This window comes from Couchioplanes caeruleus (genome assembly GCF_003751945.1).
In the GTDB taxonomy this organism is placed as follows: Bacteria; Actinomycetota; Actinomycetes; order Mycobacteriales; family Micromonosporaceae; genus Actinoplanes; species Actinoplanes caeruleus.
On sequence record NZ_RJKL01000001.1, the window covers coordinates 2703681 to 2730393 of the forward strand.

Here is a 26713-nt window from a genome sequence, read left to right on the forward strand (position 1 = left end):
CTCACCCCCCGTAGTTGCGAGGCTATCGGCTCGCACCGGAGTCGAGGGGCGGAATCAGGCACCCCGCGCCCGGAGCGCACGGCGGACGTCGTCGTCGCCGTCCGTCACCACCCGGCGCACGACCGACGAGACGCCGGGCGCGGCCAGCAGCTCCGCGGCGAGCTCGTGGGTGCGCGGCGACACCACCACCGACGGGTACGCGGCGACGGCCACCCGCTCCCCGCTCTTCCCGTTACGCCGCTCCAGCAGCCCCGGGAGCTCGGCGAAGTAGCGCTCGGCGTACCCGGTGACGAGGTCGAGCTGTTCCGGCTGCCAGAAGCCCCGCGCGGTGGCCTCGAGAATGCGGTTGGACGCCTCCGGATCGTGCAGGATCAGCTCCCAGGCACGCGCCTTCGCCTCGGCGTCGGGCAGCGCCGCGCGGCACCGGGCCGCCGCCTGCTCCCCGGAGGCGCTGCGGTCGGCCGCCAGCTCCGCCTCGATCCGCTCGGGGCCGGCGGCACCCAGCACGACGAGCCGGTACAGGATCATCCAGCGCAGGTCCGCGTCGACGGCCACGCCCTCGGGCACGTTCTCTCCGGCCAGCCAGCCGTTCAGGCGTACGGTGTCGACGCTCGCGCCGATCAGGCCGCGCACCCCCGCCAGCCGGCGCGAGCTGCCCGGCTCGGAGGCGGCCACGAGGCGGTCACAGGCCTGCGCGAGCAGTTCCAGGGCGGCCGGCCGGGTCTCCGGCGTCGGATACCGGTCCACCAGGTACCGGGTCAGTTCCAGCACGTCCTCGACGACGGCCACCTCCCGCTCCACCGGCAGGGCCGCCAGGACCAGCGTGACCAGCTCCGCCACCGGCCGTTCCGCGTCGATGACGGCGTCCAGCACCGCGCTCCACACCAGCGCGCGTGCCAGGGAGTCCCCCAGCAACGGCAACATCAGGGGTACGGCGTCCGCCGAGGCCGCGTCGAGCCGGACCTTCGCGAACGTGAGATCACCGTCGTTGACGAGCAGCAGGTCGGCGGCGGGTTCCCCGGCCAGCTCGGGCACCGGCGTCCGCCCGCCGTCCACCTCCGGGTCCACCTCGACCTCGACCAGACGCCGGCGGGTCACCACGCCGTCCGCGCCGTGGTCGTAGAGGCCGATGCAGAGCCGGTGCGGGCGCAGCGTCGGATACTCCTGCGGAGCCGTCTGGACGAGCGTGACCTGCGCATACCGGCCGTCGTCGGTGCGCTCGACCTCGGCGCGCAGGGTGTTGACCTGGGCCCGGCGCAACCAGACCTCGGCCCAGGCGGTCAGGTCGCGCCCGCTCGAGCGGGAGAGGGCGCCGAGCAGGTCGGCCAGGGTGGCGTTGCCGTACGCGTGCGCCGCGAAGTGGTCGTTCAGCCCGGCCAGGAGCGCCTTGTCCCCGACGTACGCGACGAGCTGGCGGAGCACGGCGGCGCCCTTGGCGTACGAGATGCCGTCGAAGTTGAGCAGCGCGAGGGCGGTGTCCTCGACGTCGCTGGGCGCCACCGGATGGGTCGAGGGGCGCTGGTCGGCGCGCATCCCCCAGGCCTTGCGCTGCATCGCGAAGGTCGTCCAGGTCCCGGTGAACCGGGTCGCCTCGGCGGTGATCCGGGTGCCCAGGTATTCGGCGAACGACTCGTTCAGCCACAGGTCGTCCCACCACGTCATGGTGACCAGGTCGCCGAACCACTGGTGCGCCATCTCGTGGGCGACCACCATGGCCCGGTGCTCCCGCTCGGCGTCGGTGACCGCGGAGCGGAAGATGTACTCGTCGCGGAAGACCACGATGCCGGGGTTCTCCATCGCGCCGAAGTTGACCTCCGGTACGAAGGCCTGCTGGTAGTGGCCGAACGGATACCGGACGTCGAAGAGCTCGTGGTAGCGGTCGAGGCATTGCTTGGTGACCGTGAAGAGCTCGTCGGCCTGCTCGTCGAGGTGCTCGGCGAGCGCCTGCCGGCAGTAGAGCGCGAGGGGAATGCCGTCGTGGGAGTCCGTACGGGCGTGGTACGGCCCCGCGATCAGCGAGATCAGGTACGTGGACAGCGGCTTCGTCGGCGCGAACCGCCACCGGCCGGCCTCCACGGCACCGGCCTGCTCGCCGTTGGCGGCCACCAGCCAGCCCTCGGGCGCCGTAACGCTCAGGGTGATGGGGGCCTTCAGGTCGGGCTGGTCGAAGCAGGGAAAGATCCGGCGTGCGCCGTCGAGAAACATGTGGGCGTACAGATACACGCGGTCGTCGGCCGGATCGACGAAGCGGTGCAGCCCCTCGCCCGTGTTCGAATAGCGCATCTCGCCCTCGACCACGAGCTCGTTGGCCGCGGCGAGCCCGGTGAGCGTCAGCCGCTCCTGCGCCAGCGCCGACGGATCCACCGGCATGCCGTTGAGCGTCGCGGACAGCAGCTCCGCCGGCTCCAGTTCCACGAAGGTCGTGCCGCCCGGCGCCGCCTCGAAGACCACCACCGTGCGCGAGCGAAAGGTGTCACCGCCTCCGGTGAGATCAAGGGTGATGTCATATCCGGTGACGGTGATCGTGGCGGCCCGCGATACAGCCTCAGCGCGCGTCAGACTCGGCATGCGCCTAATCATGTCGCATGGCGGGGCGAGCTATGCGTCGGCGTCGTCGTCCTCGGTGACCAGGACGGGCTTGGCGGACATGGAGACTGTGGAGACCGTGCCGTCCTCGCTCATGTGCAGGAGCTCGTCGTCCGAGCGGATGCGGCGGGCCTTGCGGGCCGCGAGGCGTTGCGCCGCGGTGGCCCGGTGCGCGTCCTCCTCGAGGCGGGCGTCGGTGCCGCGGGGGCCCGAGACATACTCGCCCGTGTTGGGGTGCCAGTCGAACTCCCGCTCGGCGATGCGCACCGCGTCTCCCGCCTGGGCGCCCTTCTTGACCAGCGCCGCCTCGACGCCGAGGCGCTCCAGGCGGTCCGCGAGGTAGCCGACGGCCTCGTCGTTGTCGAAGTTCGTCTGCCGGATCCAGCGCTCGACCTGGACGCCGCGGACCACGTAGACGCCCTCGGCGTCCTGCTCGATCGTGAAGCCCTTCTCGTCCACCGCGCGCGGCCGGACCACCGTACGGCTCGGCTCCGGGGCGGGCGCCGCCAGGCGGTTCGCGGCGACGGCCTCGGCCAGGGCGTAGACGAACTCCTTGAGTCCCTCGCGGGTCACCGCGCTCACCTCGAAGACGCGCAGGCCGCGGGCCTCGAGGTCGGGACGGACCATCTCGGCGAGGTCGCGCCCGTCCGGGATGTCGATCTTGTTGAGTACGACCATGCGGGGCCGGTCCTCGAGCCCGCCGTAGGCGCTCAGCTCCGCCTCGATGGCCTCCAGGTCGGCGATCGGATCGCGTTCGATCTCGAGCGCCGCCGCGTCGAGGACGTGGACCAGCACGGAGGTGCGCTCGATGTGCCGCAGGAACTCCAGGCCCAGCCCCTTGCCGGTGGCGGCGCCGGGGATGAGACCCGGCACGTCCGCGACCGTGAAGGTCTCCTCGCCGGCCTGCACGACCCCCAGGTTGGGCACCAGCGTGGTGAACGGGTAGTCGGCGATCTTCGGCTTCGCCGCGGAGATGACCGAGATGAGCGACGACTTGCCGGCCGACGGGAAGCCCACCAGGCCGACGTCGGCGACGCTCTTGAGCTCCAGGACCACGTCCACGCGGTCGCCGGGCTCGCCCAGCTCGGCGAAGCCGGGCACCTTGCGGCGGGTGTTGGCCAGCGAGGCGTTGCCGCGCCCGCCCCGGCCGCCACGGGCCACCTCGAAGGTGGTACCGGCGCCGATCAGGTCGGCGATGACCTCGCCGTCGGGGGTCTGCACGACCGTGCCGTCCGGCACCTTGACCACGAGATCGCCGCCGTTGGCGCCGTCCCGGTTGTCGCCCATTCCGCCGACGCCGTTCTGCGCCTTGACGTGGGGACGGAAGTGGAAGTCGAGCAGCGTGTGCTGCTGGGGGTCGACGACGAGCGTGATGCCGCCCCCGTGGCCGCCGTTGCCGCCGTCGGGACCGCCGAGCGGCTTGAACTTCTCCCGGCGTACGGACACACAGCCGTGACCGCCGTCACCTGCCTGCAGGTGCAGCACCACCCGGTCGACGAACGTAGCCACTCGGTTACTCCTACCTCAAACGCAGTGCCTGCCCGAGGGAAGAACACCAGCGAAGCCGTCCGGCTTCCCGCCGGGAGAAACAACAGCGGGCCGCGGACCCCGGAAGGTCCACGACCCGCTGCGACGCTGTCGGGCCGCTGAGCGCGGCCCGGGAACTACTCGGCCGCGACCGCGACCGGCACGATGCTGACGGTCTTGCGGCCACGCTTGTGACCGAAGAGCACGTTACCAGCGGCGAGCGCGAACAGCGTGTCGTCGCTACCGCGGCCGACCAGGTCGCCCGGGTGGAACTTCGTGCCGCGCTGGCGGACGATGATCTCGCCGGCGTTGACGAGCTGGCCGCCGAACCGCTTCACTCCGAGCCGCTGAGCGGCGGAGTCACGGCCGTTCCGCGAGCTGGAAGCACCCTTTTTGTGAGCCATGGCGGTTCGCCCCTACTTCCCGCTGGAGATGCCGGTCACCTTGACGAGAGTCAGCGGCTGACGGTGCCCCTGGCGCTTGTGGTATCCGGTCTTGTTCTTGAACTTGTGGATCCGGATCTTCGGACCCTTGGTGTGCTCGGCGATCTCGCCGGACACCGTCACCTTGGCAAGCTTGGCCGCATCGGTCACCAGGTTGTCACCGTCGACGAGGAGGACCGCGGCGAGTGTCAGCGAGTCGCCGGGAACACCCGCGAGCTTCTCAACCTCGATCACGTCGCCCTCGGCAACCTTGTACTGCTTGCCGCCGGTCTTGACGATCGCGTACATCGGACGCGGACTCCCTGAGACTTACGCAGCGGACATCGCTGCTTGGCGGATGAAACTCGGGCCCCGGCGCCGCAGATCACTGAGATCACTGCCTCGCGCACAGGAACACGACGCTTGAAAAAGCGCCGACAGATAGCGTACTTCATCGAGCGCGTCGCACCCAAACCGGGGAGACGCTTCAGGCGGTGCCACAGGCCGTGGCCAGCGTCTCCTGCAGTCCGGCCAGCTTCTGCGCGTCGAGCTTGCGCACGTCGCCCTGCAGGGTCGAGACCTGCTTGCCCATGGCGGTGAGGGCCATCTTGAGCTCCGGCTCGGAGGCGAGTTTCGCCATGTCGCCCAGCGCGGAGGAGTAGTTCTGCACGTCCCGGTCGGTCTTGGCCTTCGCCTTGGCCACCGCGGACGGGTCCTGCGCCGTCTCGGCCTCGATCAGCAGTTTGAGGTCCTGGGCGAACTTCTGGGCGGCCTCCGCGCCGGTCCTCGCGGCCTGGGCGCAGATCGCCTTCGTGTTGCCCTTGAGCGCGACGTCACCACCGGCCGGGGACGAGCCCGGCGGAGTGGGAACGCCGCTCGTACCGGGAGCCGGAGCGGAGGTTGCGGGGGTGGCGCCGGCGCCGGTCTCGGCGGCCTTGTCGGCCGAGCAGGCGCCGAGCACGAAAAGGGCGCCGCTCAGGGCGGTCGCGCACAGCAGGCGTCGCATGGTGGGCTCCTCGGGACGTGACGGGGATGACGAGGGTAGCCGACATCGATCAGCGGACCTGGTGCGGGCGGCCCCAGCAGGCAATACCTGCCGGGACCGCCCGGATCGTACGCGTTACGGGCGGGTCCGCCGCCGGGAGCCGCCGCGCCGGGAGCGCCGCCGGGAGCCCGCCCCGGCGCCGACCGGCTCGTCGTCGTCGTCGTCCTCGTCGTCCTCGTCGGCCGCATCCGGGTCGTCCGCCCCGGTGAGCTGCAGCGGCTCGGCCGGGTACGAGCCGTTCGTCTCGTACCGGGACAGGTCGTAGCCGCTGATGTCGTACTCGTCGTCGCCCTCGTCGGTGGTGAGCTTCGGCGCCGGTGTGATCACGCCCGACCCCGCCGCGGCGACGATCCCGGAACCGGCCGGGGGAAGACCGGCCGTCTCCGCCACCGGATCCTCCGTGAGGTGCTGCGGCGCCACCGCGGCCGGTGCCACGTCGGCCACCGCGGCCTCGGAAACCTCGGCGGGAGCCTCGGCCGGAGCCGCCTCGGCGGGTGCCGGCTCGCCCCCGTTGCCCCGGCGGCGCCGGGACCGGGACGACGACTGCGCCGGCGGGGCGGCGGGGGCCTCGGTGCGTGCCGCCGCGGCCACGGCCTTGACCTGGTTGGCCGCGCCCGAGGTCCGCTTCTCCGGCACCGGCTCGGTGTGGATGACCAGGCCGCGACCCTTGCAGTGCTCGCAGTTCTCGCTGAAGGCCTCCAGCAGCCCGGCGCCGATGCGCTTGCGGGTCATCTGCACGAGGCCCAACGACGTGATCTCGGTGACCTGGTGCTTCGTGCGGTCCCGGCCCAGGCACTCGGTGAGCCGCCGCAGCACCAACTCGCGGTTGCTCTCCAGCACCATGTCGATGAAGTCGATGACCACGATGCCGCCGAGGTCGCGCAGGCGAAGCTGCCGCACGATCTCCTCGGCCGCCTCCAGGTTGTTGCGGGTGACCGTTTCCTCCAGGTTGCCGCCCGCACCGGTGTACTTGCCGGTGTTGACGTCGACCACGGTCATCGCCTCGGTGCGGTCGATCACGAGATGACCGCCGGAGGGCAGGAAGACCTTGCGGTCGAGGGCCTTGAGGATCTGCTCGTCGACCCGCTTGTCGGCGAAGACGTCGCCCGCGCCGGCGTGCCGGTGCAGCCGCTCCATCAGGTCCGGGGAGACCGACTCGAGGTAGTTCTCGATCTCCTGGTACGCCTGGTCGCCCTGCACGATCAGCTCGCGGAAGTCCTCGTTGAAGAGGTCCCGCACCACGCGGATGACCAGGTCGGGCTCCTCCGACAGCGGGCGCGGCGCGGCGCCCTCGGCGGCCTTGGCCTGGATGTCCTCCCACTGCGCCTGCAGCCGCTTGACGTCGCGTTCCAGCTCCTCCTCGGAGGCGCCCTCCGCGGCGGTCCGCACGATGACGCCCGCGCCGTCCGGCACGAGCTTCTTCAGCACGTCCCGCAGCCGCTTGCGCTCGTTGTCGGGCAGCTTGCGGCTGATGCCCGAGGCGTTGCCGTTGGGCACGTAGACGAGGTGCCGGCCGGAGAGCGCGATGTGGCTGCTCAGCCGGGCGCCCTTGTGCCCCATCGGGTCCTTGGTGACCTGCACCAGCACCGAGTCGCCGGAGCGCAGCGCCTGCTCGATCGAGCGGGCGCGACCCTCCAGCCCGGTGGCGTCCCAGTTGACCTCGCCGGCGTAGAGCACGGCGTTGCGGCCGCGGCCGACGTCGACGAAGGCCGCCTCCATGCTCGGCAGCACGTTCTGCACCTTGCCGAGGTAGACGTTGCCGACCATGGTCCCGGAGGTGGTACGCGACACGTAGTGCTCGACCAGGATGCCGTCCTCGAGCACGGCGATCTGGGTGCGATCCGGCTTCTGCCGCACGACCATGACCCGGTCGACCGCCTCGCGGCGGGCCAGGAACTCCGACTCGCTCAGGATCGGCGGGCGGGTCCGGCGCTGCTCACGGCCGTCGCGGCGGCGCTGCCGCTTGGCCTCCAGCCGGGTGGAGCCGGAGACGCCCTGCACCTCGTCGCTGCGGCGGGGCTCGCGCACCCGCACGACGGTGTGGACCCCGTCCTCGACCCCGCCGGTCTCGGCGTCGCCGGAGCCCTTGCGGCGCCGACGGCGACGCCGGCGGGTGACCCCGTCGCCGTCCTCGGAGTCCTCGTCGCTCTCGGCCTCGGCCTCGGCCTCGGGCTCGTCGGCAGCGACCTCGTCGCCCTCGTCGCCCTCGTCGGACGGGCCCTTACCGCGGCCGCGCCCACGGCGTCCCCGGCGGCGGCGCCGCCGGCCGTTGGCGTCCTCGTCGTCGAGGTCCTCGTCGGCGCCGTCCTCGACGTCGTCGGCGCTCTCGTCGGGCTCTTCCAGCGCGGGCTCTTCGGTGATCTCGGCGGCCGGGGCCTCGTCGGCCTCCGCGGCGGCACCCCGGCGGCGGCGCCGGCTCTTGCGGGCGGCCTCGGTGGGCTCCTCCGCGGCGGGCACGGGCTCGGCGGACGCCTCGGGAACCTCGGCGACCGGCTCGGCCGTGACGGCCGCGGTCGTGCCGCGGCGGCCACGCCGGGTGGCGGGCGCCGGCTCGGCGTCGGGCTCCGGCGGCATGAACAGTACGGCGGGGGGCAGCGCCGCCTTGCGCCCGCGACGCCGGGTGGGCGCCTCCTCGACGAAGTCGTCGTCCAGCGGCAGCACGCCGACCACCGGCACCTCGGCCGCGGGCGGCTCGGTGGCCTGCTCTTCTTCCTCGACCGCGTCCTCGGCGGCCGGCACTTCGGCGACCGGGGCCGGGGTCTGCTCCACCGGAGCCGGCGCAGCCGCCGGAGCGGCCTTCTTCCGGACCCGGCTGCGGGTGGCCTTCACCGGCGGCGGGGCGTTGTCGGCCTCGGCGTCGGCGGCCTCGGCGTCGGCGGCCTGCGCGGCCTCGACCTCGGCCTCGGGCTCGGGCTCGGGGGAGACGGCTGCCGGGGCGGCCTTCTTCCGGGCCCGGCTGCGGGTGGCCTTCACCGGCGCCGCAGGGGGCTCCGCCGCGGCCGCGTCGACGGCGTTCGCCGCCTCATCGGCCGCGCCGGGCTCGGCGCCCGGCGCGTCGACGGGCACGGCCGCCGGTGCGGCGGCCTTGCGGCGCGGTGCACGCGTCCGGCGTGCGGGTGTGGTGCTCTCGGCGGCATCGGCGGGAGGAGGTGCGGACACCTCTTCCCGTTCACCGCCCTGTGGCTCGTTATCGAGCATCGGGCGCTCTCCAGTTCTGGCGGCCCCGGGCGCGGGTGAGCGCTGCCACGCAGGGTCGCCGCAAGTTTTTCGGACCCGGCCCTCATCGGACGGGCTTCCGAAGTCTGCCAACGCGGGCACCGGCCGAACCGGCTAGCGCCCTCCGATGGGTGCGTCCTCGCGATCCGCGTCCAACGGATCGACGATCTCCCCCTGCGGGGTGAGCGAGCCCTGGGCCAGCCGGGTCACCCGTGGGGGCACCGGCGGCTCCAGACCGGCCACCACGCGCAGGCCGGACATGACGTCATCGGGCCGCACGGCGGGAGTGACCTGCCGCACGACAAGGTCGATTATCGCACACGGTGCCGCTGCCGCCCCGGAAGGTGCGTCAGACTCCTCGGCCACCGTGAACGACGCAACTGCTTTTCGGGCGTCGAACGAGCGCTTGCCCTGCTTGGTCATGCGCTCGACCAGCACCTCGTCGGCCGCGAGGAAGGCTTCGACAGCCTTCTCCGCAGCCCCGGGCTCGATCTCCGGCATTTCGATGCGCCAATGGGACGCGTCGATCCGGTCGGCCAGGCCGCCCTCCTTCGCGACGACCGCGTCGAGCACGTCGAGGCCGGGCGACAGCGCCGCGTCGAGCGCGATCCGCAGGGCGGCCGGGTCGACCGGAGCCTGCAGGCCGATCTCGAGGTATTCCGCCTCGCTGCCGACCCCGGTCGGCGCGGCGCTCGCGTACGAGATCTTGGGATGCGGGGTGAAGCCCTGCGAGAACGCGATCGGTACGCCCGCCCGCCGCAGCGCCCGCTCGAAGGCGCGCGCGAAGTCGCGGTGCGAGGTGAAGCGCAGCGGTCCGCGCTTGGCGTACCGCAGGCGGATCCGCTGGACGACCGGGGCCTGACCGCCCACGGGTTGATTCTTGGGGGGGATGTCGACTCCTAAACGGGGACCCGGAGGTTGTTGACCGGGGTCAGGGGAAGAAGCTTCTTGCCGGTGGGACCGATCTGGATCTCGGTGTCCATCGACGGGCAGACACCGCAGTCGAAGCACGGCGTCCAGCGGCAGTCGTCCTGTTCGTATTCGCTCATGGCGTCCTGCCAGTCCTGCCAGAGCCAGTCCTTGTCGAGGCCGGAGTCGAGGTGGTCCCAGGGCAGCACCTCGAGCTGGTCACGCTCGCGGGTGGTGAACCAGTCCAGGTCGACGCCGAACTCCGGGAGGACCTCGGCGCACGCCTCGACCCAGCGGGTGTACGAGAAGTGCTCCGACCAGCCGTCGAAACGCCCGCCCTTGTCCCATACGCGCCGGATCACCGCGCCGACCCTGCGGTCGCCGCGCGACAGCAGGCCCTCGATCAGCGACGGCTCGCCGTCGTGGTAGCGGTAGCCGATCGCGCGCCCCAGCGAGCGCTCACTGTTGATCTCCTGCTTGAGCAGCTTGAGGCGGGCGTCGATGACCTCCGGGCGCTCCATCGGCGCCCACTGGAACGGGGTGTGCGGCTTGGGCACGAACCCGCCGATCGACACCGTGCAGCGGATGTCCTTGGTGCCGGCGGCCTCCCGGCCGGCCCGGATCACCTCGTGCGCCATGTGCGCGATCTCGAGCACGTCCTCGTCGGTCTCGGTGGGCAGGCCGCACATGAAGTACAGCTTCACCTGCCGCCAGCCGTTGGAGTACGCCGTGACGACCGTCCGGATCAGGTCCTCCTTGGTCACCATCTTGTTGATGACCTTGCGGATCCGTTCGGAACCACCCTCCGGCGCGAAGGTGAGGCCGGTGCGCCGCCCGTTGCGCGACAGCTCCTGGGCCAGGTCGATGTTGAAGGCGTCGACCCGGGTCGACGGCAGCGACAGCGAGACGTTGGTGTCGGCGTACTGCTCGGCCAGGCCGGAGCACATGTCGCCGATCTCCGAGTGGTCGGCGCTGGAGAGCGACAGCAGACCGACCTCGGAGAAGCCGGAGAACTCCAGACCCTCCTTGACCATCTGCCCGACGGTGGTGATCGACCGCTCGCGGACCGGACGGGTGATCATGCCCGCCTGGCAGAAGCGGCAGCCGCGGGTGCAGCCCCGGAAGATCTCCACCGCATACCGCTCGTGGACCGTCTCGGCGAGCGGGACCAGCGGCTTCTTCGGGTACGGCCACGCGTCGAGATCCATCGTCGTGCGCTTGGCCACCCGGAACGGCACGTCGGGGCGGTTCGGCACGACCCGCTGGATCCGGCCGTCGCTCAGGTAGTCCACGTCGTAGAAGCGCGGGACGTAGATGCTCTCGGTGCGGGCGAGGCGCAGCAGCAGCTCGTCACGGCCGCCCGGGCATCCCTCGGCCTTCCACTCCCGGATGATGCCGGTGATCTCGAGGACGGCCTCCTCGCCGTCGCCGAGCACCGCGGCGTCGATGAAGTCCGCGATCGGCTCGGGGTTGAAGGAGGCGTGGCCGCCGGCCAGCACGATCGGGTCCTCGTCGCCGCGGTCGGCACTGTTCAGCGGGATGCCGGCGAGGTCGAGCGCGGAGAGCATGTTGGTGTAGCCGAGCTCGGTCGCGAACGACAGGCCCAGCACGTCGAACGCGCGGACCGGGCGGTGGGCGTCGACCGTGAACTGCGGGACGCCGCGCTCCTTCATCAACGCCTCGAGGTCGGGCCAGACCGCGTACGTCCGCTCGGCCAGCACGTCGGGCTGCTCGTTGAGCACCTCGTACAGGATCTGCACGCCCTGGTTGGGCAGGCCCACCTCGTACGCGTCCGGATACATCAAGGCCCACCGGACGGTGGTGGCGTCCCAGTCCTTGACGACGGCGCCCAGCTCGCCGCCCACGTACTGGATCGGCTTACTGACCCGGGGCAGCAACTGCTCGAGCTGCGGAAAGACGGAAGAGACGCTCATGGGTCTCCAGGGTACGCGGGCTAGCCGCGCAATTCCTCCGCGGCCCGGGCGAGATCGGTGGCCAGAAGATCGTCCCGGAATGCGCAGAGTCGGAGGGTCATCCGGACCGGCCCGCTCTCCCCCACCACGAGCCGGATCGGCGTGCCCGCGTGGTCCATGTCACCGACGACCGTGTCGAGCAGTCTCACGCCCGCGCTGTCCAGGAACGAGACGGCGGTGAGGTCCATCAGCACGGCCCCGGCCCGGCCGGTGTGCCGGACGATCTCCCGGGTGAGCTCCGGGGCGTTCGCCAGGTCGATCTCGCCGGCGAGCCGGACCACCGCGGCGTCGCCGAGCCTCGAGAAGGTCACCCACCGGTCGCTCATGCTGCGCCTTCCGGGCATGCCCTCCTGGCCCTCACCGTCGCGGCCGTCGCACGCGAAGGTGAGTGCGGTTCGGTGCGGTCATTCATACCGCCTCCCGGCGAGAACGTCGCATGGTCACCGTTGTTCCTTCCGTACGGTCGAAGGTCACGTCGTCCATCATCTGGTGGATGAGCTGCAGCCCCCGGCCGCGCGCGACCTCGTCCCCGGAAACGTGCCAGTCCCCACGGTCGGTGACCCGCACCTCGATCGCGTCCGCCGAGACCACGGCGGTGACGTCGACCACGCCGAAGGGGTCGTTGCGGTAGCCGTGCTCGATGGCGTTGGCCACCGCCTCCGAGCAGGCGAGCAGCACCGCCTGGGTGCTGTCCTCGTCGACGTCGTGCGACGCCAGCCAGCCGCGCATGTCCTTGCGTAGCAGCGCGATCTGCACCGGGTCCGCCCCGATGGCGCGTTCCAGCCGCTCCTCGGTGCCCAGGGCGAGGCAGAGCAGGCAGACGTCGTCGGGGTGCTCGCGCCCGACGAGGCGCTCCGCCAGCCCGGCGGCCAGGCCGGGCAGCGGGGAGTCGCGGCGGCCCGCGTACGCCCGGGCCAGCATCTCGAAGCCGGCGTCGATGCGCCGGTGGCGGCGCTCGATCAGCCCGTCGGTGTAGAGCAGCAACCGGCTGCCGGCCGCCAGATGCACGCGGTGCTCCGTCCGCGTCCTGAGTCCCGCCCGGGTGCCCAGGGCGCCGGACCGGCCGTCGAGCAGGTATTGCGGCGCGGCGCCCGGCTCGGCCAGCAGCGGCGGGAGGTGCCCGGCGCAGGCGTAGGTCATCTCGCTGGTGGTGAGGTCGACCTCGGCGTACACGACGGTCGCCATGCGCGCCGACTCGACCCGGTCGACGAAGCGGTCCAGCCGCTCGAGCAGCCGCGCCGGACCGGCCTCGGCCGTCGCGAGCGCCCGGATCGCGCTGCGCAACTGGCCCATGGTGGTCGCCGCGTCGATGCCCCGGCCGACCACGTCGCCGACGACCACGGCGAGCTTGTCCTGGGTGATCAGGAACGCGTCGAACCAGTCGCCGCCGACCTCCAGGTCGTGGGTGGCCGCCTGGTAGTGCGTCTCTACCGCGAAGCGCGGATCGGTGGGCAGGTCGCTGGCGAGCAGGCTGCGCTGCAACGTCCGGGCGACGGCCCGCTCCTGCTCGTAGAGGCGGGCGTTCTCCAGCGCCAGTCCGGCCCGGTCGGCCAGGTCGGTCAGGAAGACGGCGTCGGCCGAGGCCGGACGGCGGCCCGGCGCCATCCGCAGGGCCAGCGTGCCGAGAACCTTGCCGCCGGCGGCCAGCGGCAGCACGGCGCAGTCCGGGTCGGCGCCGCTGCCCGTCAGCTCGGCCTTGCCGTGCGCGCCGACCAGGGCGACGCGCTGGGCGAGGCGCACCGGGTCGGGCGCGGGACCGCCGGCCTCGGCCTGCAACCCGGCCGGGCCGACCTGCAGGCGTACGGCCGCCCACTCGGCGACGTCGGGGACGAGGCGGTCGATCAGGCTACGGGCGCGGAGCATCAAGCGGGGCTCCTCGTCGAGCGCCCGGGTGGTCTCGGCGAGGAAGGCGGCCCGCTCCTCGCGGCGCCGGGCTTCGTCGTACAGCCGGGCGCGGTCCAGGGCCTGGCCGGCCTGGTGTCCCAGCAGCCGGACTACGCGCAGCTCACTGTCGGTCAGCTCGCGTTCCTCGGTGAAGGCGAAGGTGAGCACCCCGAGCACGTCGGCGCCGATGACCTCGCCGGGGAAGCCCGCGGTGAGCGGGAGCAGCACCACGCTGTGGTGACCCGCCCGGTGCATGGCGGCGGCCAGCTCGGGGAAGTGCCGTTCGGCCTCCGCCACCGAAGCGATCACGTGCAGGTCGCCGCGGCGGGCGACCTCGGCGACCGGCCGCGACGAGCCGAGCGGCATGTCGTCGTCCGTGGCGCCGGGCTCGGTGCCGGCCAAGGCTCGCAGCCGCTCCCGGTCCGCGTCGAGAAGCCACACCCGGGCGTACGCGGCGCCGAAAGCGGAGCCGGGTGCTCGCACCACCGCTTCGCCGACCTCGGCGGCCGTGGCCGCCGCCGCCAGGTCCGCGACCACCTGCTGCAGCGCGCCGACCCGCTGCTCGGAGGCCTCGGCCAGGCGCCGGGCGGCGAGCAGTTCCCTCTCGTAACCGCGCCGCTCGGTAGCGTCGAAGATCGTGGTCCGCACCACCCGCGGCCGACCGGCCGGGTCCCGCCCGAGGATCGAGTTGACCAGGATCGGCAGCCGGCGGCCGTCGGCGCGGACCAGGTCGAAGGCCATCTCGTGGACGTCGTCCTGCATGCTCAGCAGCGGCGCGTAGTGCGTCTCGTAATAGATCTTGTCGCCCGGACTGAGCAGGTCCCGGAAGCGCCGGCGCCCGATCAGTGCCCGCCGCTCGAACCCGGTCCAGGCCAGGAACGTCTCGTTGACCTTGACGATCGTGCCGTCCGGCAACATGGTCAGATAGCCGCACGGCGCATGCTCGTACAGATCACCGGGATCCTCGTCCCAGGGCACGCGCAGCTCTTGCGTCACGTCCGGCCCACCACCGCCGCTCTCCGCCATCGCCGTCAGATATACGCCTTGATCGCCGCAACTGTCTCGGCGGGCGCGCTCAGATTCGGGCAGTGGCCGGTCGCGTTCATGGCCACCAGTGTGCTCCCGGCGAGGTGCTCGTGCACATAGTCGCCTACAACCGACGACGCGATGACATCGTCGGCACACTGCAGAATCAATGCGGGGGTACGCAGTTTCGGCAGGTCGTCGCGATTGTCGGAGAGGAACGTGACGCACGCGAATTTCTTGGCGATCTCCGGGTCGGTGGCACAGAAGCTGTTGGTGAGCTCCCGGCCGAGCTCCGGCCGGTCGGGGTTGCCCATGATGACCGGCACCATCGCGCTCGACCAGCCGAGATAGTTGCTGTCCAGCGACTCCAGCATGGCCTCGATGTCGGCCCGGCCGAACCCGCCGACGTAGTCGCCGTCGTCGATGTAGCGCGGCGAGGGCCCGACGAGCACCAGCTTGGCGAACCGCTCCGGCTCCCGGATCGCGGCGAGCACCCCGATCATCGCGCTGACCGAATGCCCCACGAAGATCACGTCGCGCAGGTGCAGATCGTGCACGATCTCGAGGACGTCGGACGCGTAACCGTCCAGGGTCGAGTACCGGCGGTCGTCGTACGCCCGCAGATCCGAACGGCCCGCACCGACGTGATCGAAGAGCACCACCCGGTGGGTGTCGGCGAACTCGGGAGCGACGAAGCGCCACATGTTCTGGTCGCAGCCGTAACCGTGGGCGAACAGCATCGGCTGCCCGTCGGGGCGGCCGAGCTCGTGGATCGCGTGTCTCTGAGTCGTGTTCATATCCGGGGTCACCACCGGGTCACCATACGACTCCGGACCGTCCCCCACATCGCCCCCTCTGTCCGTCAGTTTCCCGGATTCCGCCGGACATCCGGTTCGGCGGCCGGCGGCCGAGCCGGTGGGCGGACTGGCACACCGGCTCTAACCTGGCCCTGAGGCAGCGACGTCCGGGAGGGGGAGCGACGGATGACCGACCAGCAGCCGGACGACCCGGCCGCGGGCGAATCCGCCAACCGCCCGGACCCGACGCGCATCGACCCCACCCCGGACTCTCCTCCCGCCGAGGCGAACGCCGCACCCGCCGCCGGGGACGACGCCGCCCCGGAGGGTGACGCGCCGTCACCGGGCAAGATCCCGGCGACCGAGGACGTCCCCCAGCGCTGGAGCGGCTCGGCGGCCGTTCCGCCACCCACGCCGAAGAAGTCCTGGTGGGAACGCCGCCGCCCGGCGAACGACGAACCCGCACCGCCGCCCGCGGATCCGTGGGCGGACAACGAGGACTGGTCGACGAGTCCCCCGGTCGACCCGTGGGCCGACCACGACACCCCCATCGACGTCCTGGAGCCGTTCCCGGAGGCGATGCCCCCGACCCGGATCGACGCGCCGGTCCCGCCGGTGGTCGCCCCGCCCGTGCCACCCACCCGAATCGACCAGCCACTACCGCCGACCCGGGTCGACCAGCCCCTGCCGCCGACCCGGGTGGACGCCCCCGCCCCGGCGACCGCGTCCGCGCCGACGCCGGCCGCACCAGCCGCGCCGAAGCCGGCCTCACCACCCGCGCAGCCGCCGGCCGCACCAGCCGCGCAGCCGCAGGCGGCGGCCGGCATCGGGCCCGCCGGGACGCCGCGCCGGGGTTGGTGGCGCCGACGCCGCGACAAGACCCCGCCGGCGCCGGCCGACCGCGTCCCGGTCCAGCCGCGTCAGGCACCACCCGCACCCGCCGGGTCCGCGCCGGGACGCCCGGCCCCATCGACGGCGCGTCCGGCAGCGCTGTCCGCGCGCCCGCCCTCGCCGGCCACACCGGCCGCGGTGCCGCAGGCCTATTTCGACCGGGCTCGCCCGCTGCCGCCGCCCGCACCCGGCAAGAAGGCTAAGAAACGGCGAAAGGGACAACCTGCGCCGCCCACGGCCTGGCAGCCTCCCGGGCCTCGCCCCGGGGCGCGACCGCTGCCGCCCCCGCCGCGCCGCAAGCGCCGATGGGGCCGCCGGCTGTTCCTGACCGCCCTGCTCAGCGCGCTCTGCTGCTGCGGCGTACCGGGCTACTTCCTCTGGCCCGCCGCCCAGCAGCACCCCGTGTCGGCGGTCCTGCCGTCCCACATCGCCGACCTAGACCTGCGGCAGGGCGCGGCCGACCAGCGAGCCACCGAGCGCCTCGCGGAGCAGGCCGGCGGCACCAACCTGGTCTCGTCCGGCGACGCGTTCGCCGGCGTGTACGGCGACGACAACGGCAAGCGGGTCACCGTCTTCGGCGCCACGGGCCTACGCCTGACCCCGGAGAGCGACGTTGAGGCCGAGCTGGCACACCTGACGGACACGTACCAGATCGAGGACATCCGGGCATTCGACCTGGGTGAGACCGGCGTGCACGAGCGGTGCGGCGTCGGCCGTACCCGGCAGGGCACGGTCGTCGTCTGCGCCTGGGCCGACCACGGCAGCATGGCCACCGTCCTGCTGACACGACGGTCGGTGGATGAGAGCGCCGAGCTCACCGGCACGCTCCGCGAGGCGATCCTCGTCCGCGGATAGAACTCTTCCGCGGACGACAAAGTGGAAGCCGGACAGCAGGTGGAAGCCGGACAGGAACGGAAGCCGGACAGCGAGCGGGAAGCTCAGGTGGCGCGCGGCGGGGCGTAGCGCGGCACGTACTCCTGGCCGGTCAGCTTCTGGATCTCGGCCATGACCTCGTCGGTCAGCGCGCGCAGCGCGGTGCGGTCGTCGGCCCGGCCGACGGTCTCGATCGGCTTGCCGAACTTCACCGTGACCTCGCCCTTGCCCTGTCCCCACTTCGGATACGGCTGCCCGATCGGCTGCACCTTCTCCGTGCCGACCATGCCGACCGGGATGATCGGCACGCCCGCGGCGACGGCGAGCCGGGCCACGCCCGTACGCCCGCGGTAAAGCCTCCCGTCCGGGGAGCGCGTCCCCTCGGGGTAGACCGCGACCATGTCGCCAGCCTTGAGCACCGGGATGGCGCCGTCGAAGGCCGTCAACGCGGCCCGGCCGCCGCCCCGCTCGACCTTGATCGCGCCGAGTCCGCGCATGATGAACTTGGTGAGGGCGCCGCTCAGGCCGCCGCCGCGGAAATACTCCGCCTTGGCCCAGAAGGCGATGTGCCGCGGCACGACCGAGCCGAGAAACAGCTCGTCAGCGACGGACAGGTGATTGCCGGCGAAGATGGCGCCGCCGGTGGCGGGGATGTTCTCGAGGCCTTCGACGCGGGGTCGCCAGCCGATCATCATCGCCTTGCCGACTGTGATTTTGCCGATCGAATAGAGCAGCGGCAACGTGTTCCTCCGGCGGACATGCTTCACGAGAAGTGGGGGGCGGTAGGACGATATCCGACGCCACCGGGAAACTCCCGCCGAGCTTGACACCGGGCTCGGCATTTACCGCGTAAGACGGCAAATGCCGAGCCTTGCCAGGTACCGCTCAGACCGCACGGATCACTGAAACCGTGACGGTCTCGCCATCACCGACCTCGCCCGCGAAGCCCTCGCCCACGGCGCCGAAGCTCAGCGCGGTGGCCAGGGTCTCGGCGGCGACGAAGTCGCGGTGCGCCTCCACCGCGGCCACGACCGCCTCGGAGGCGGCGACGGTGAGCGCGATGCGGTCCGAGACGTCCAGGTCCGCGTCGCGCCGGGCCTGCTGCACCACCCGGATCACGTCGCGGGCCAGGCCCTCCGCGGCGAGTTCCGGGGTGACCCCGGTGTCGAGCATGACGACGCCGCGGTCTCCGGGCAGCGGCGCGGAGTTCTCCACGTCGGCGGCGACGAGCTTCAGCTCGTACTCGCCCTCCTGCAGGGCGACGCCGGCGGCGACGGGCGCACCGTCGACCAGCTCCCAGTCGCCGGCCTTGACGGCCTTGATCACCTGCTGCACCTGCTTGCCCAGGCGCGGCCCCAGCGCCCGCGGCACCACGGTCAACACCTGCCGGCAGTACGCGCTCAGATCGGCACTGAGCGCGACCTCCTTGACGTTGACCTCGTCCGAGAGCAGGTCCTGGAATGCCCGCAGCCGCTCGGCGTCGGGCGTCGCCACGGTGAGCCGGGCGAGCGGCAGACGCACCCGCAGGGCCCGAGCCTTGCGCAGCGACAGCGCCGCCGACGCCACGTCGCGGATCGCGTCCATGGACGCCACCAGCTCGTGGTCCGCCGGGAACGCCTCCGCCTCCGGCCAGTCGGTGAGATGCACCGAGCGGCCACCGGTCAGCCCGCGCCAGATCTCCTCGCTGGTCAGCGGGGCGAGCGGCGCCACGACCCGGCACAGCACCTCGAGCACGGTGGCCAGAGTGTCGAACGCGTCGGCGTCGCCGGCCCAGAAGCGGTCACGGGAGCGGCGCACGTACCAGTTGGTCAGCGCGTCGAGGTACGACCGCACCGCGCCGGCCGCGCCCGAGATGTCGTACTCGTCCATCCGGGCCCGGACGTCGGTCACCAGCTCGTTGGTCTTCGCCAGGATGTAGCGGTCCAGCAGGTGCTCGGAGTCGGTCCGCAACGTGGCGGTGTGACCCGACGCGTTCGCGTACAGGCTGAAGAAGTACCAGACGTTCCAGAGCGGGAGCAGCACCTGCCGGACCGAGTCGCGGATCGCGGTCTCGGTGACCGGCATGTCTCCGCCGCGCAGCACCGGCGACGACATGAGCATCCAGCGCATGGCGTCCGAGCCGTACGTGTCGAAGACCCGGTAGACGTCCGGATAGTTGCGCAGGCTCTTGGACATCTTGCGCCCGTCCTCGCCGAGCAGGATGCCGTGGCTGAGGCAGTTACGGAACGCCGGCCGGTCGAACAGCGCCGTGGCCAGCACGTGCATGGTGTAGAACCAGCCGCGGGTCTGGCCGATGTACTCGACGATGAAGTCGCCCGGATAGTGGTGCTCGAACCACTCCTTGTTCTCGAACGGGTAGTGCACCTGCGCGAACGGCATCGACCCCGACTCGAACCAGCAGTCGAGCACCTCCGGCACCCGGCGCATGGTCGACTTCCCGGTCGGGTCGTCCGGGTTGGGGCGGGTCAGCTCGTCGACGTACGGGCGGTGCAGGTCGGTGACCTTCACCCCGAAGTCGCGTTCCATCTCCTCGAACGAGCCGTACACGTCGACCCGCGGATAGTTCGGGTCGTCGGACTTCCACACCGGGATCGGCGAACCCCAGAAACGGTTCCGGGAGATCGACCAGTCCCGGGCGTTCGCCAGCCACTTGCCGAACGAGCCGTCCTTGATGTGCGCGGGCGTCCAGGTGATCTCCTGGTTCAGCTCGACCATCCGGTCGCGGAACTTCGTGACGGCCACGAACCACGACGACACCGCCTTGTAGACCAGCGGAGTGTCACAGCGCCAGCAGTGCGGGTACGAGTGCGTGTAGCCCTCGTGCCGCAGCACCATGCCGCGCCCCTTGAGGTCCGCGATGATCGGCTTGTTCGCGTCGAAGACCTGCACGCCCTCCCACGGTGCCACCAGCGCGGTGAAGCGGGTGTGCTCGTCCACGGTCACGACGGTGGGGATACCGGCCGCGTTGCAGACGTTCTGGTCGTCCTCACCGAAGGCCGGCGCCTGGTGCACGACGCCCGTACCGTCCTCGTCACTGACGTAGTCGGCGGCCAGCACCTGGAAGGCGTTCGGCCCGGCCTGCTCGACCAGGAAGCCGAACATCGGCTCGTATCGCCGCCCCGCCAGCTCCCGGCCCAGCACCGTGCCGACCTGCTCAAAACCGTCGAGCTCTTTCGCGTACGCCGCCACGCGCCCCGCACCGAGGATCAGCTTCTCGCCGTCCTTCTCCAGCACCGCGTACTCGATGTCGGGGCCGACGGCGAGCGCGAGGTTCGACGGCAGGGTCCACGGCGTGGTGGTCCAGACCGCGATCCGCTCCCCCGTCTCCAGCTTGAACGTGACGGTCAGCGCCGGGTCGGTCCGGTCGCGGTAGACGTCGTCCATCCGCGTCTCGGTGTTCGACAGCGGCGTCTCACAGCGGAAGCAGTAGGCGAGGACCCGGAAGCCCTCGTACACCAGGCCCTTGTCGTGCAGCGTCTTGAACGCCCACATGACCGACTCCATGTAGCTGGGGTCGAGGGTCTTGTAGTCGTTGCCGAAGTCGACCCACCGGGCCTGGCGCGTGACGTACCGCTCCCAATCCTTGGTGTACGTCAGCACGGACGTGCGGCACGCGTCGTTGAACTTGTCGACGCCCAGCTCGAGGATCTGCGCCTTGGTGCTGATGCCGAGCTGCTTCTCGGCCTCCACCTCGGCAGGCAGCCCGTGGGTGTCCCACCCGAACCGCCGCTCGACGCGCTTGCCCCGCATCGTCTGGTAGCGCGGGACGACGTCCTTGACGTAGCCGGTGAACAGATGCCCGTAGTGCGGCAGCCCGTTGGCGAACGGGGGGCCGTCGTAGAAGACGTACTCGTTGCTGCCGTCCTGCCCGGCGGGGCGCTGGTCGACGGAGGCCTCGAAGGTCTTGTCGGCCGCCCAGTGCTCGAGCACGGCCCGCTCGACCGCGGGCAGGTCCGGGCTCGCGGGCACGCCGGAGGCGTCGGTGTGCTGGGGATACGCCATCGGTGGTTCGCTCTCCTCGCAGGTCACGTGGACTGCGAGGACGAGCTCGGCAGAGCCCGCGGTACCACCTCGCTTGACGGTCGCGATGCGGCCGCCCGCTCGTTTCGCCGGCGCGGGTGCGGGCCGGTGCCGCCCGGTTCTACTGAGACCCGGATGCCCGGGCCCGTTCTTCCGGAGGCTCCCCGGTGATGGCCGGATCGACGCCTTGTGGGAACAACGATACCCCGGCCCGCATCCGCATTTCCGGGCTCCTCCGCGTCGCTGTCACACCGACGGGGGCTGCCTCGTCAAGGAGATGACATCGCATCCCACAGGAGGTTCTCATGTCCCGTTTGACGATCGACCAGGTCGCCCCGGGCGCCTACCGCGCGGTCCTCGGCATGGAGCAGTACTGCCGGCAGACCGTCGACCCGACCCTGCTGGAGCTGATCAAGCTGCGCGCGTCGATGGTGAACGGCTGCTCGTTCTGCACCGACATGCACAGCCGCGAGGCGCTGGAGCAAGGAGAGTCGTCCCGCCGGCTCTTCGCCGTCGCGGCCTGGCACGACGCGCCGTTCTTCAGCGAGCGGGAGCGGGCGGCGCTGGCGCTGACCGACGCGGTGACCCGCCTCGGCGAGCACGGCGTCCCGGACGAGGTCTGGGAGCCGGCCGCCAAGGCGTTCACCGAGGAGGAACTGGGCAACCTGCTCATGGCGATCGCCACGATCAACGTCTGGAACCGGCTCTCGATCGCCGTACGCAACGAGCCGCCGGCGCTCTGAGACTCACATCCCGGCGCCTTCTCCCGACGTGGCCGACGCCTGACCGTCGGCCACGTCGGGCGTCCTAGACTTCGCCGATGATCCGCATCGAGCTGGACGACACGACGGTGGCGCGGACCCGGATCGCCATCAATCCGCTGGCCGAGGTGGTGTACAGCCTCCACATGCTGGGGCGGTCCACCTCGGTGCCATGGCCGTACGCCACCTGGGCGCGGCACGCTCGACGCATCCTGGCCACGAACCCGGCCACCAAGTCGTTGCACCTGTTCCTCGACGCCCCGATGGTCCTGCCGAACTTCCTGGTGCCGGTCCCCCGCACCGGACTGTCGGACATCACCGAGCAACTCGAACAGTTGTGCCACACCCCGCGTGACCTCATGGAGGCCCAGTTCGCGACGGATTTCCCGGACGGCGCAATCCCGCCCGGCCTCCTCGCCTTCCGTACGGACCCGCACGGTTCGCTGCACCGGCTCGCCGATGGCATAGCGGCGTACTGGGAGGGCGCGATAGAGCCGCACTGGGACGCCATGCGCAACGCCCTCGACGAGGAGGTCCTGCTCCGCGCCCGTGAGCTGGCCACCAACGGGCCGGAGGGGTTGCTGTCCGACCTGCACCCCCAGATCAGTTGGGACCCGCCCGTGCTGACGCTGACGAAGCCGCTCGACCATGTGTTGACGGTGCGCGACCGCCGGCTGGTCCTCGTACCCCTGATCTTCGCGGGTGGGCACATGGGCTGTTCCAGCTCGGATCCCGAGCTCCAGTCGGTCGAATATCAGTGCCGAGGCGCCGCATTCCTGGCAGAGGAATCGGTGAAACCCCCGGTCCCGGAGGACGACCGGCTCGGGCTCCTGCTGGGACGCGGCCGGGCATCCGTGCTCCGAGAGCTCCGGATCCCCACCACGACCACCAGCCTGGCACGCACCCTCGGCCTGGCGCCGAGCACGGTCTCCGAGCATCTCGCGGCTCTGCAGGCATCCGGGGTGGCTCACCGTCGCCGGGCCGGCCGCCGGGTGTTCTACGCGCTCGCGCCCGCCGGAGCCAGCCTGGTCACTCTGTTGGACGACGATTCGGCAACCGCCGAATCGGTTTCCTAGATCGCCGTCAGTCCCTACGGTTTCCTCTCGCGGCAGCATCTGAGCTGCCGGGCCGACCAGGCTTTCGCCGTACGGTGCGGGCACGCGCGGCGGGACGACGTCACGGGGGCGATCGTCTCGCCGCAGGCTGCCGCCCGGGTCGGCTCCGACCCGGGCGGATTCGCGCCGGAATCCGTGGCGCAAGCGTCAGAGGCTCGGGAACCAGAGTGCGAGCTCGCGCTTCGCGCTGTCCGCCGAGTCGGAGGCGTGGACCAGGTTCTCCCGGTTGGACAGGGACAGGTCGCCGCGGATCGTGCCGGCGGCGGCCTTGCGCCCGTCGGTGGCGCCGACCAGGGTCCGCACGACGGAGATCACCTCGTCGCCGGAGAGGACCGCCGCGACCAGCGGGCCGCCGGTCATGAAGTCCTTCAGTGGCGGGTAGAAGGCCTTGTCCACGTGCTCGGCGTAGTGCGCGTCGGCCAGTTCCGCGTCCATGGTGCGCAGCTCGAGCGCCTCGAGGACGAGGCCCTTGCGCTCGAAGCGGCCGAGGATCTCCCCGAGCAGGCCGCGCCGCAGCGCATCGGGCTTGACGAGCACGAGCGTGCGCTCGGCAGGGCTGGTGGACACGAAAACGGCCTCCTGGTCGGGGTACGGAACCCGGCGGCAACGCGACACGCCGTGTTGTCACGCCGGGATGTCAGCCTATCGGTACCGCGTCCGGCGCGAGCGGCAACCGTCGGCTAGCGCACTTTCCACCGCTGCTCGCCCTACGTAACCTGACGGGTAGTCCCCGGGAGGTCCACAGTGGCGAACCAGAACGGCCGGCCGATCGCGCCGGCCCGCAAGCTCGTGGCCGCGGTGGTCGGCACCATCGCCGCCTTCGTCATGGTGTTCGGCCTCGGCATGTCGAGCTGGGCGATCGTCGCACTGGGCGTGGCGATGCTGGCCCTGGCGATCGGCATCGGCATGCTCAACGTGGTCCGCCGCGGCGCCCGCGCCTGGGTCTCGGGCACGGCCCAGGTCAAAGCCGTCTCGGAACCCCCCGCCACCGCCATCTACGGCCGCGCCGAGCTCGTGATCCTGATCATGGCTCCCGGCCTCCCCGCCGCCGAGGTGACGATCCGTGATCCCCGCGTCCCGATAGCCAAATGGCCCCACCCCGGCGACATGCTCCCGGTCACCGTCGACGTCGACGACATGCGGCGCGTGAAGATCGACTGGGACCAGGCGGAGCCGCACAATGCGGCCACGGCGACGGCACCGCCGGCCTTCTACGAGGAAGACCTGCCGGACGACGACCTGCTCGGCGGCGAGCCGGAACCCCCGCCGTGGACCACCCGCGACCGCCAATGGGGCCGAGGCCCGGAAGAACCCCCACCGCCACCCCCACCGGCCCCCCGCACGGGCGACCAGGACGACCTCCTCCCGCCACCTCCGCCGGGCGTGATCGTCCGAGACGCCCCGGGCGGCCCCATCCTCGAGGGCCAGCTCGTGGACGGCGACTACACCCAGCCCCTACCCCGCCGAGCCGGCACCGCGACGGCAACAGCCCCACCGCCACCGGCGGCGCCACCCGCCGCGCCGGAAGAACCGGCGGCTCCGGCAGAGCCCTCGGCAGCACCCACGGCTCCCGCAGAGCCCTCGGCGACACCCGCGGCTCCTGCAGAGCCCTCGGCAGCACCCTCAGCGACCGCAGAGCCCTCGGCGGCGCCGCCTGCGCCGCCCGAAGCGCCGTCGGCGGCCCCCGCGAAGCCCTCGGCCTCTCCCGCGCCCCCGGAAGCGCCGCCGCCGTCGGCGGCCTTCGCAGCGACACCCGCGGCATCCGAGGCGACTGCCACGGCGGCCGCTTCGGATGCCGCGGAGCCCTCGGCGGCTCCCGCGGCGGCTCCCGCGGCGCCGACCCGCCCGGCCGACTCTCGACCGCGCCCCCGCCCCAAGCCGAGATCAGTGACCGTGGAGGAACCGGCGCCGACGTCTCAGCCCTCGGCAGAATCCCCCGACGACGACATCGACCTCCCGCTGGACGGCGACCCCGAGCCCCCACCGGAAACCCGCCCCCAGGCCCGAGCGGCGATGGCCACCGGCATCATGGCCCCACCGGCCACCGATCCCCCGGCCCAGCCGCTCTCGACCGAGCCGCGCGCCGCCAGAATCCTCGACACGGAATCGCGTTCCAAGCCGATGGACGACGCCCTCCTGGGCGACCTCGAACCACCTCCCTGGCAGCAGCGCGCCCCCGAGACACCCTCTGACCCCGATGCCGGCGAATCCTCTGCGGTGCAGGAATCACCCGCCCCGCCCCGGCCCCGATCCGGCAGGACCGCAAGCCCGGCAGCCTCAGCCCCGCTGAGCGAACAAGCCGCGTCCGACCCGAAGGCCGCCACAGGACTGGCGGCAGCCGTCGCCGCCGGCGTAACGGCCCTCAGCCAGGCTTTCCGCGCCAAGTCGTCGCCCAAGACCCCGCAGAGATCACCAGCGGCCAGCACCCCTCCGATCCCGGAACAACGCATTGAGCAACAGGAGGCCGCACCCGAGCGGGTCCCGAGAAGTTCTGTCCCCGAGCAGGGCCAGAGGCGTAGCCCATGGTCCGACCTCGAGGACGGCTTCCAACCGGACGACCGTGCGGACGAGCTCATCACGGCGTACCCGAGCGCCCGCCCGGGCTCCGCCGGCGCCATTCACGGCGTGGGTATCACCGTGCTGGTCACTCATCTGGACCGCTCGATCGCCTTCTACCGGGAGATGCTGGGCTTCCTGGAGATCGACACCGGCACGGGCAGCGCGGTGCTGGCGTCGGGCGACACCCGGCTGGTCCTGCGCACGGTCCACGACCTGTCCACCGTCGCGGGCCGCCACATCCACCTCAACCTGGAGGTGGGCGACGTGGAGGCCGTCTACCAGGGCCTGAAGGAAAAGGGCGTCGCCTTCGTCCACGGCCCCCGCCCGGTGAACAGGGGCGACAAGCTGGAACTCTGGGCCGCGTCGTTCCACGACCCGGACGACCACAACATCGCCATAACCCAATGGAAAGCCATCCGCTGACCGCCGCCGATCATCCCCCGAAAAGAGCGGAAGCGGCCGAATCACCCACGCCGGGACGGACGAGGCCGCCGATCACCCACGCCGGGACGGGGAAGGCCGCCGATCACCCACGCCGGGACGGGGAAGGCCGCCGATCACCCACGCCGGGACCGGAGAGGCTGCCGATCAGTCCACCCGGAACGCCGGGAGACGGTCGATATGTCCGCCCGGGGCACGAAGGCCGATGACGGTCGACTCAGCCCAGGATGGTGCGGCGGACGTAGGTCGCATACACCCAGGCGGCCCCGAAGATGAGCCCGAGCGCGGCGAGGGACCAGTGCAGCAGCCCTGACGCCAACAGCAGCACCTGCAGTGCCGTGCCCGCGTGCCAGGCCCAGGATCGGCGCATACTTCCGGCAACCGCCCCGGCGGCGAGCGCAAGGCCGACGACCGCGCCGATCCCCCAGCCGCTCAGATCGCCACCCATGATGCGGATCGGCTGAATCGCGAGCAGAAGCACGATCGCTTCCAGCACCAGCGTCCCGGAGCCGAGGCCACGCACGGCCCCCTCAGGATTACGCAGCCCCGACCGCAGACTCCCCACCCCGGGCCCGGCGGCTGCCTCGACCCCAGCGCCAACATCAGTCCCAGAAGGAACGTGAGTCCCAAGCTGAACAGGCTCCGCTCCGACTCCCACCGCGGCCGGA

The 26713-nt window shown here is 71.8% G+C and carries 19 protein-coding genes; 4 read left to right on the top strand and 15 right to left on the bottom strand.

Annotation, left to right across the window (positions count from 1 at the left end; genetic code table 11):
* Positions 1-54: 54 nt before the first annotated feature.
* From pepN to EDD30_RS11925, 11 genes are all read right to left on the bottom strand, one after another.
* Complete coding sequence (gene pepN / locus EDD30_RS11875) at positions 55-2568, bottom strand: aminopeptidase N (protein WP_071807900.1); 2514 nt, start codon at positions 2566-2568, stop codon at positions 55-57.
* 30 nt (positions 2569-2598) lie between these two features.
* The gene (obgE, locus tag EDD30_RS11880) at positions 2599-4095 is read right to left on the bottom strand and encodes a GTPase ObgE (protein WP_071807899.1); all 1497 of its coding nucleotides are present in this window, start codon (positions 4093-4095) and stop codon (positions 2599-2601) included.
* A gap of 155 nt (positions 4096-4250) precedes the next feature.
* Positions 4251-4517 (bottom strand): 50S ribosomal protein L27, encoded by a 267-nt coding sequence (gene rpmA, locus EDD30_RS11885; RefSeq protein ID WP_071807898.1) that lies wholly within the window; start codon positions 4515-4517, stop codon positions 4251-4253.
* A 12-nt stretch (positions 4518-4529) separates the two neighbouring features.
* Complete coding sequence (gene rplU / locus EDD30_RS11890) at positions 4530-4844, bottom strand: 50S ribosomal protein L21 (RefSeq protein WP_071807897.1); 315 nt, start codon at positions 4842-4844, stop codon at positions 4530-4532.
* Positions 4845-5022: 178 nt separating this feature from the next.
* Entirely contained in the window at positions 5023-5541 is a 519-nt protein-coding gene (locus EDD30_RS11895; RefSeq protein WP_071807896.1) for a hypothetical protein, read from the bottom strand.
* A 114-nt stretch (positions 5542-5655) separates the two neighbouring features.
* Positions 5656-8778: an Rne/Rng family ribonuclease gene (locus tag EDD30_RS11900; protein ID WP_123678244.1), complete on the bottom strand. Its 3123-nt coding sequence runs from the start codon at positions 8776-8778 to the stop codon at positions 5656-5658.
* 132 nt (positions 8779-8910) lie between these two features.
* Positions 8911-9666, bottom strand: coding sequence for a TIGR03936 family radical SAM-associated protein (locus EDD30_RS11905; protein ID WP_211277801.1), 756 nt, complete (start codon positions 9664-9666; stop codon positions 8911-8913).
* A 29-nt stretch (positions 9667-9695) separates the two neighbouring features.
* Positions 9696-11639, bottom strand: coding sequence for a TIGR03960 family B12-binding radical SAM protein (locus tag EDD30_RS11910; protein ID WP_123678245.1), 1944 nt, complete (start codon positions 11637-11639; stop codon positions 9696-9698).
* A gap of 20 nt (positions 11640-11659) precedes the next feature.
* Entirely contained in the window at positions 11660-12004 is a 345-nt protein-coding gene (locus EDD30_RS11915; protein ID WP_071805870.1) for an STAS domain-containing protein, read from the bottom strand.
* 82 nt (positions 12005-12086) lie between these two features.
* Positions 12087-14558, bottom strand: a complete 2472-nt coding sequence (locus EDD30_RS11920; protein WP_244945212.1) for a SpoIIE family protein phosphatase — start codon at positions 14556-14558, stop codon at positions 12087-12089.
* Positions 14559-14593: 35 nt separating this feature from the next.
* Positions 14594-15385, bottom strand: a complete 792-nt coding sequence (locus EDD30_RS11925) for an alpha/beta fold hydrolase (RefSeq protein WP_123678246.1) — start codon at positions 15383-15385, stop codon at positions 14594-14596.
* A gap of 186 nt (positions 15386-15571) precedes the next feature.
* Between EDD30_RS11925 and EDD30_RS11930 the strand changes: the two genes are divergently transcribed.
* Positions 15572-17131 (top strand): hypothetical protein, encoded by a 1560-nt coding sequence (locus EDD30_RS11930; protein ID WP_123678247.1) that lies wholly within the window; start codon positions 15572-15574, stop codon positions 17129-17131.
* 83 nt (positions 17132-17214) lie between these two features.
* On the opposite strand, the gene EDD30_RS11935 is transcribed toward EDD30_RS11930, so the two are convergent.
* Both EDD30_RS11935 and ileS read right to left on the bottom strand, forming a co-directional pair.
* Positions 17215-17889: a lysophospholipid acyltransferase family protein gene (locus tag EDD30_RS11935; RefSeq protein WP_071805733.1), complete on the bottom strand. Its 675-nt coding sequence runs from the start codon at positions 17887-17889 to the stop codon at positions 17215-17217.
* 145 nt (positions 17890-18034) lie between these two features.
* Positions 18035-21151, bottom strand: coding sequence for an isoleucine--tRNA ligase (ileS, locus tag EDD30_RS11940; protein WP_071805735.1), 3117 nt, complete (start codon positions 21149-21151; stop codon positions 18035-18037).
* 323 nt (positions 21152-21474) lie between these two features.
* On the opposite strand from ileS, the gene EDD30_RS11945 reads away from it, so the two are divergent.
* Both EDD30_RS11945 and EDD30_RS11950 read left to right on the top strand, forming a co-directional pair.
* A complete protein-coding gene (locus EDD30_RS11945; protein ID WP_071805737.1) occupies positions 21475-21912 on the top strand; it encodes a carboxymuconolactone decarboxylase family protein in 438 nt (145 codons plus the stop codon).
* 77 nt (positions 21913-21989) lie between these two features.
* Positions 21990-23006: an ArsR/SmtB family transcription factor gene (locus EDD30_RS11950; protein ID WP_071805739.1), complete on the top strand. Its 1017-nt coding sequence runs from the start codon at positions 21990-21992 to the stop codon at positions 23004-23006.
* A gap of 186 nt (positions 23007-23192) precedes the next feature.
* Here the strand turns inward: EDD30_RS11950 and ndk are convergent, their stop codons facing one another.
* Entirely contained in the window at positions 23193-23612 is a 420-nt protein-coding gene (gene ndk / locus EDD30_RS11955) for a nucleoside-diphosphate kinase (RefSeq protein ID WP_071805740.1), read from the bottom strand.
* A gap of 177 nt (positions 23613-23789) precedes the next feature.
* Here ndk and EDD30_RS11960 point away from each other — a divergent pair, with 177 nt between their 5' ends.
* Positions 23790-26027: a VOC family protein gene (locus tag EDD30_RS11960; protein WP_123678248.1), complete on the top strand. Its 2238-nt coding sequence runs from the start codon at positions 23790-23792 to the stop codon at positions 26025-26027.
* A gap of 235 nt (positions 26028-26262) precedes the next feature.
* Here the strand turns inward: EDD30_RS11960 and EDD30_RS11965 are convergent, their stop codons facing one another.
* Complete coding sequence (locus tag EDD30_RS11965; RefSeq protein ID WP_123678249.1) at positions 26263-26610, bottom strand: DUF4233 domain-containing protein; 348 nt, start codon at positions 26608-26610, stop codon at positions 26263-26265.
* Positions 26611-26713: the final 103 nt, after the last annotated feature.

Bases quoted from the DNA above. Each gene is read 5' to 3' on its own strand.
- pepN (WP_071807900.1), bottom strand. From the start codon at position 2,568: ATGCCGAGTCTGACGCGCGCTGAGGCTGTATCGCGGGCCGCCACGATC.
- rpmA (WP_071807898.1), bottom strand. From the start codon at position 4,517: ATGGCTCACAAAAAGGGTGCTTCCAGCTCGCGGAACGGCCGTGACTCC.
- rplU (WP_071807897.1), bottom strand. From the start codon at position 4,844: ATGTACGCGATCGTCAAGACCGGCGGCAAGCAGTACAAGGTTGCCGAG.
- EDD30_RS11895 (WP_071807896.1), bottom strand. From the start codon at position 5,541: ATGCGACGCCTGCTGTGCGCGACCGCCCTGAGCGGCGCCCTTTTCGTG.
- EDD30_RS11900 (WP_123678244.1), bottom strand. From the start codon at position 8,778: ATGCTCGATAACGAGCCACAGGGCGGTGAACGGGAAGAGGTGTCCGCA.
- EDD30_RS11910 (WP_123678245.1), bottom strand. From the start codon at position 11,639: ATGAGCGTCTCTTCCGTCTTTCCGCAGCTCGAGCAGTTGCTGCCCCGG.
- EDD30_RS11915 (WP_071805870.1), bottom strand. From the start codon at position 12,004: ATGAGCGACCGGTGGGTGACCTTCTCGAGGCTCGGCGACGCCGCGGTG.
- EDD30_RS11925 (WP_123678246.1), bottom strand. From the start codon at position 15,385: ATGAACACGACTCAGAGACACGCGATCCACGAGCTCGGCCGCCCCGAC.
- EDD30_RS11930 (WP_123678247.1), top strand. From the start codon at position 15,572: ATGACCGACCAGCAGCCGGACGACCCGGCCGCGGGCGAATCCGCCAAC.
- ileS (WP_071805735.1), bottom strand. From the start codon at position 21,151: ATGGCGTATCCCCAGCACACCGACGCCTCCGGCGTGCCCGCGAGCCCG.
- EDD30_RS11945 (WP_071805737.1), top strand. From the start codon at position 21,475: ATGTCCCGTTTGACGATCGACCAGGTCGCCCCGGGCGCCTACCGCGCG.
- EDD30_RS11950 (WP_071805739.1), top strand. From the start codon at position 21,990: ATGATCCGCATCGAGCTGGACGACACGACGGTGGCGCGGACCCGGATC.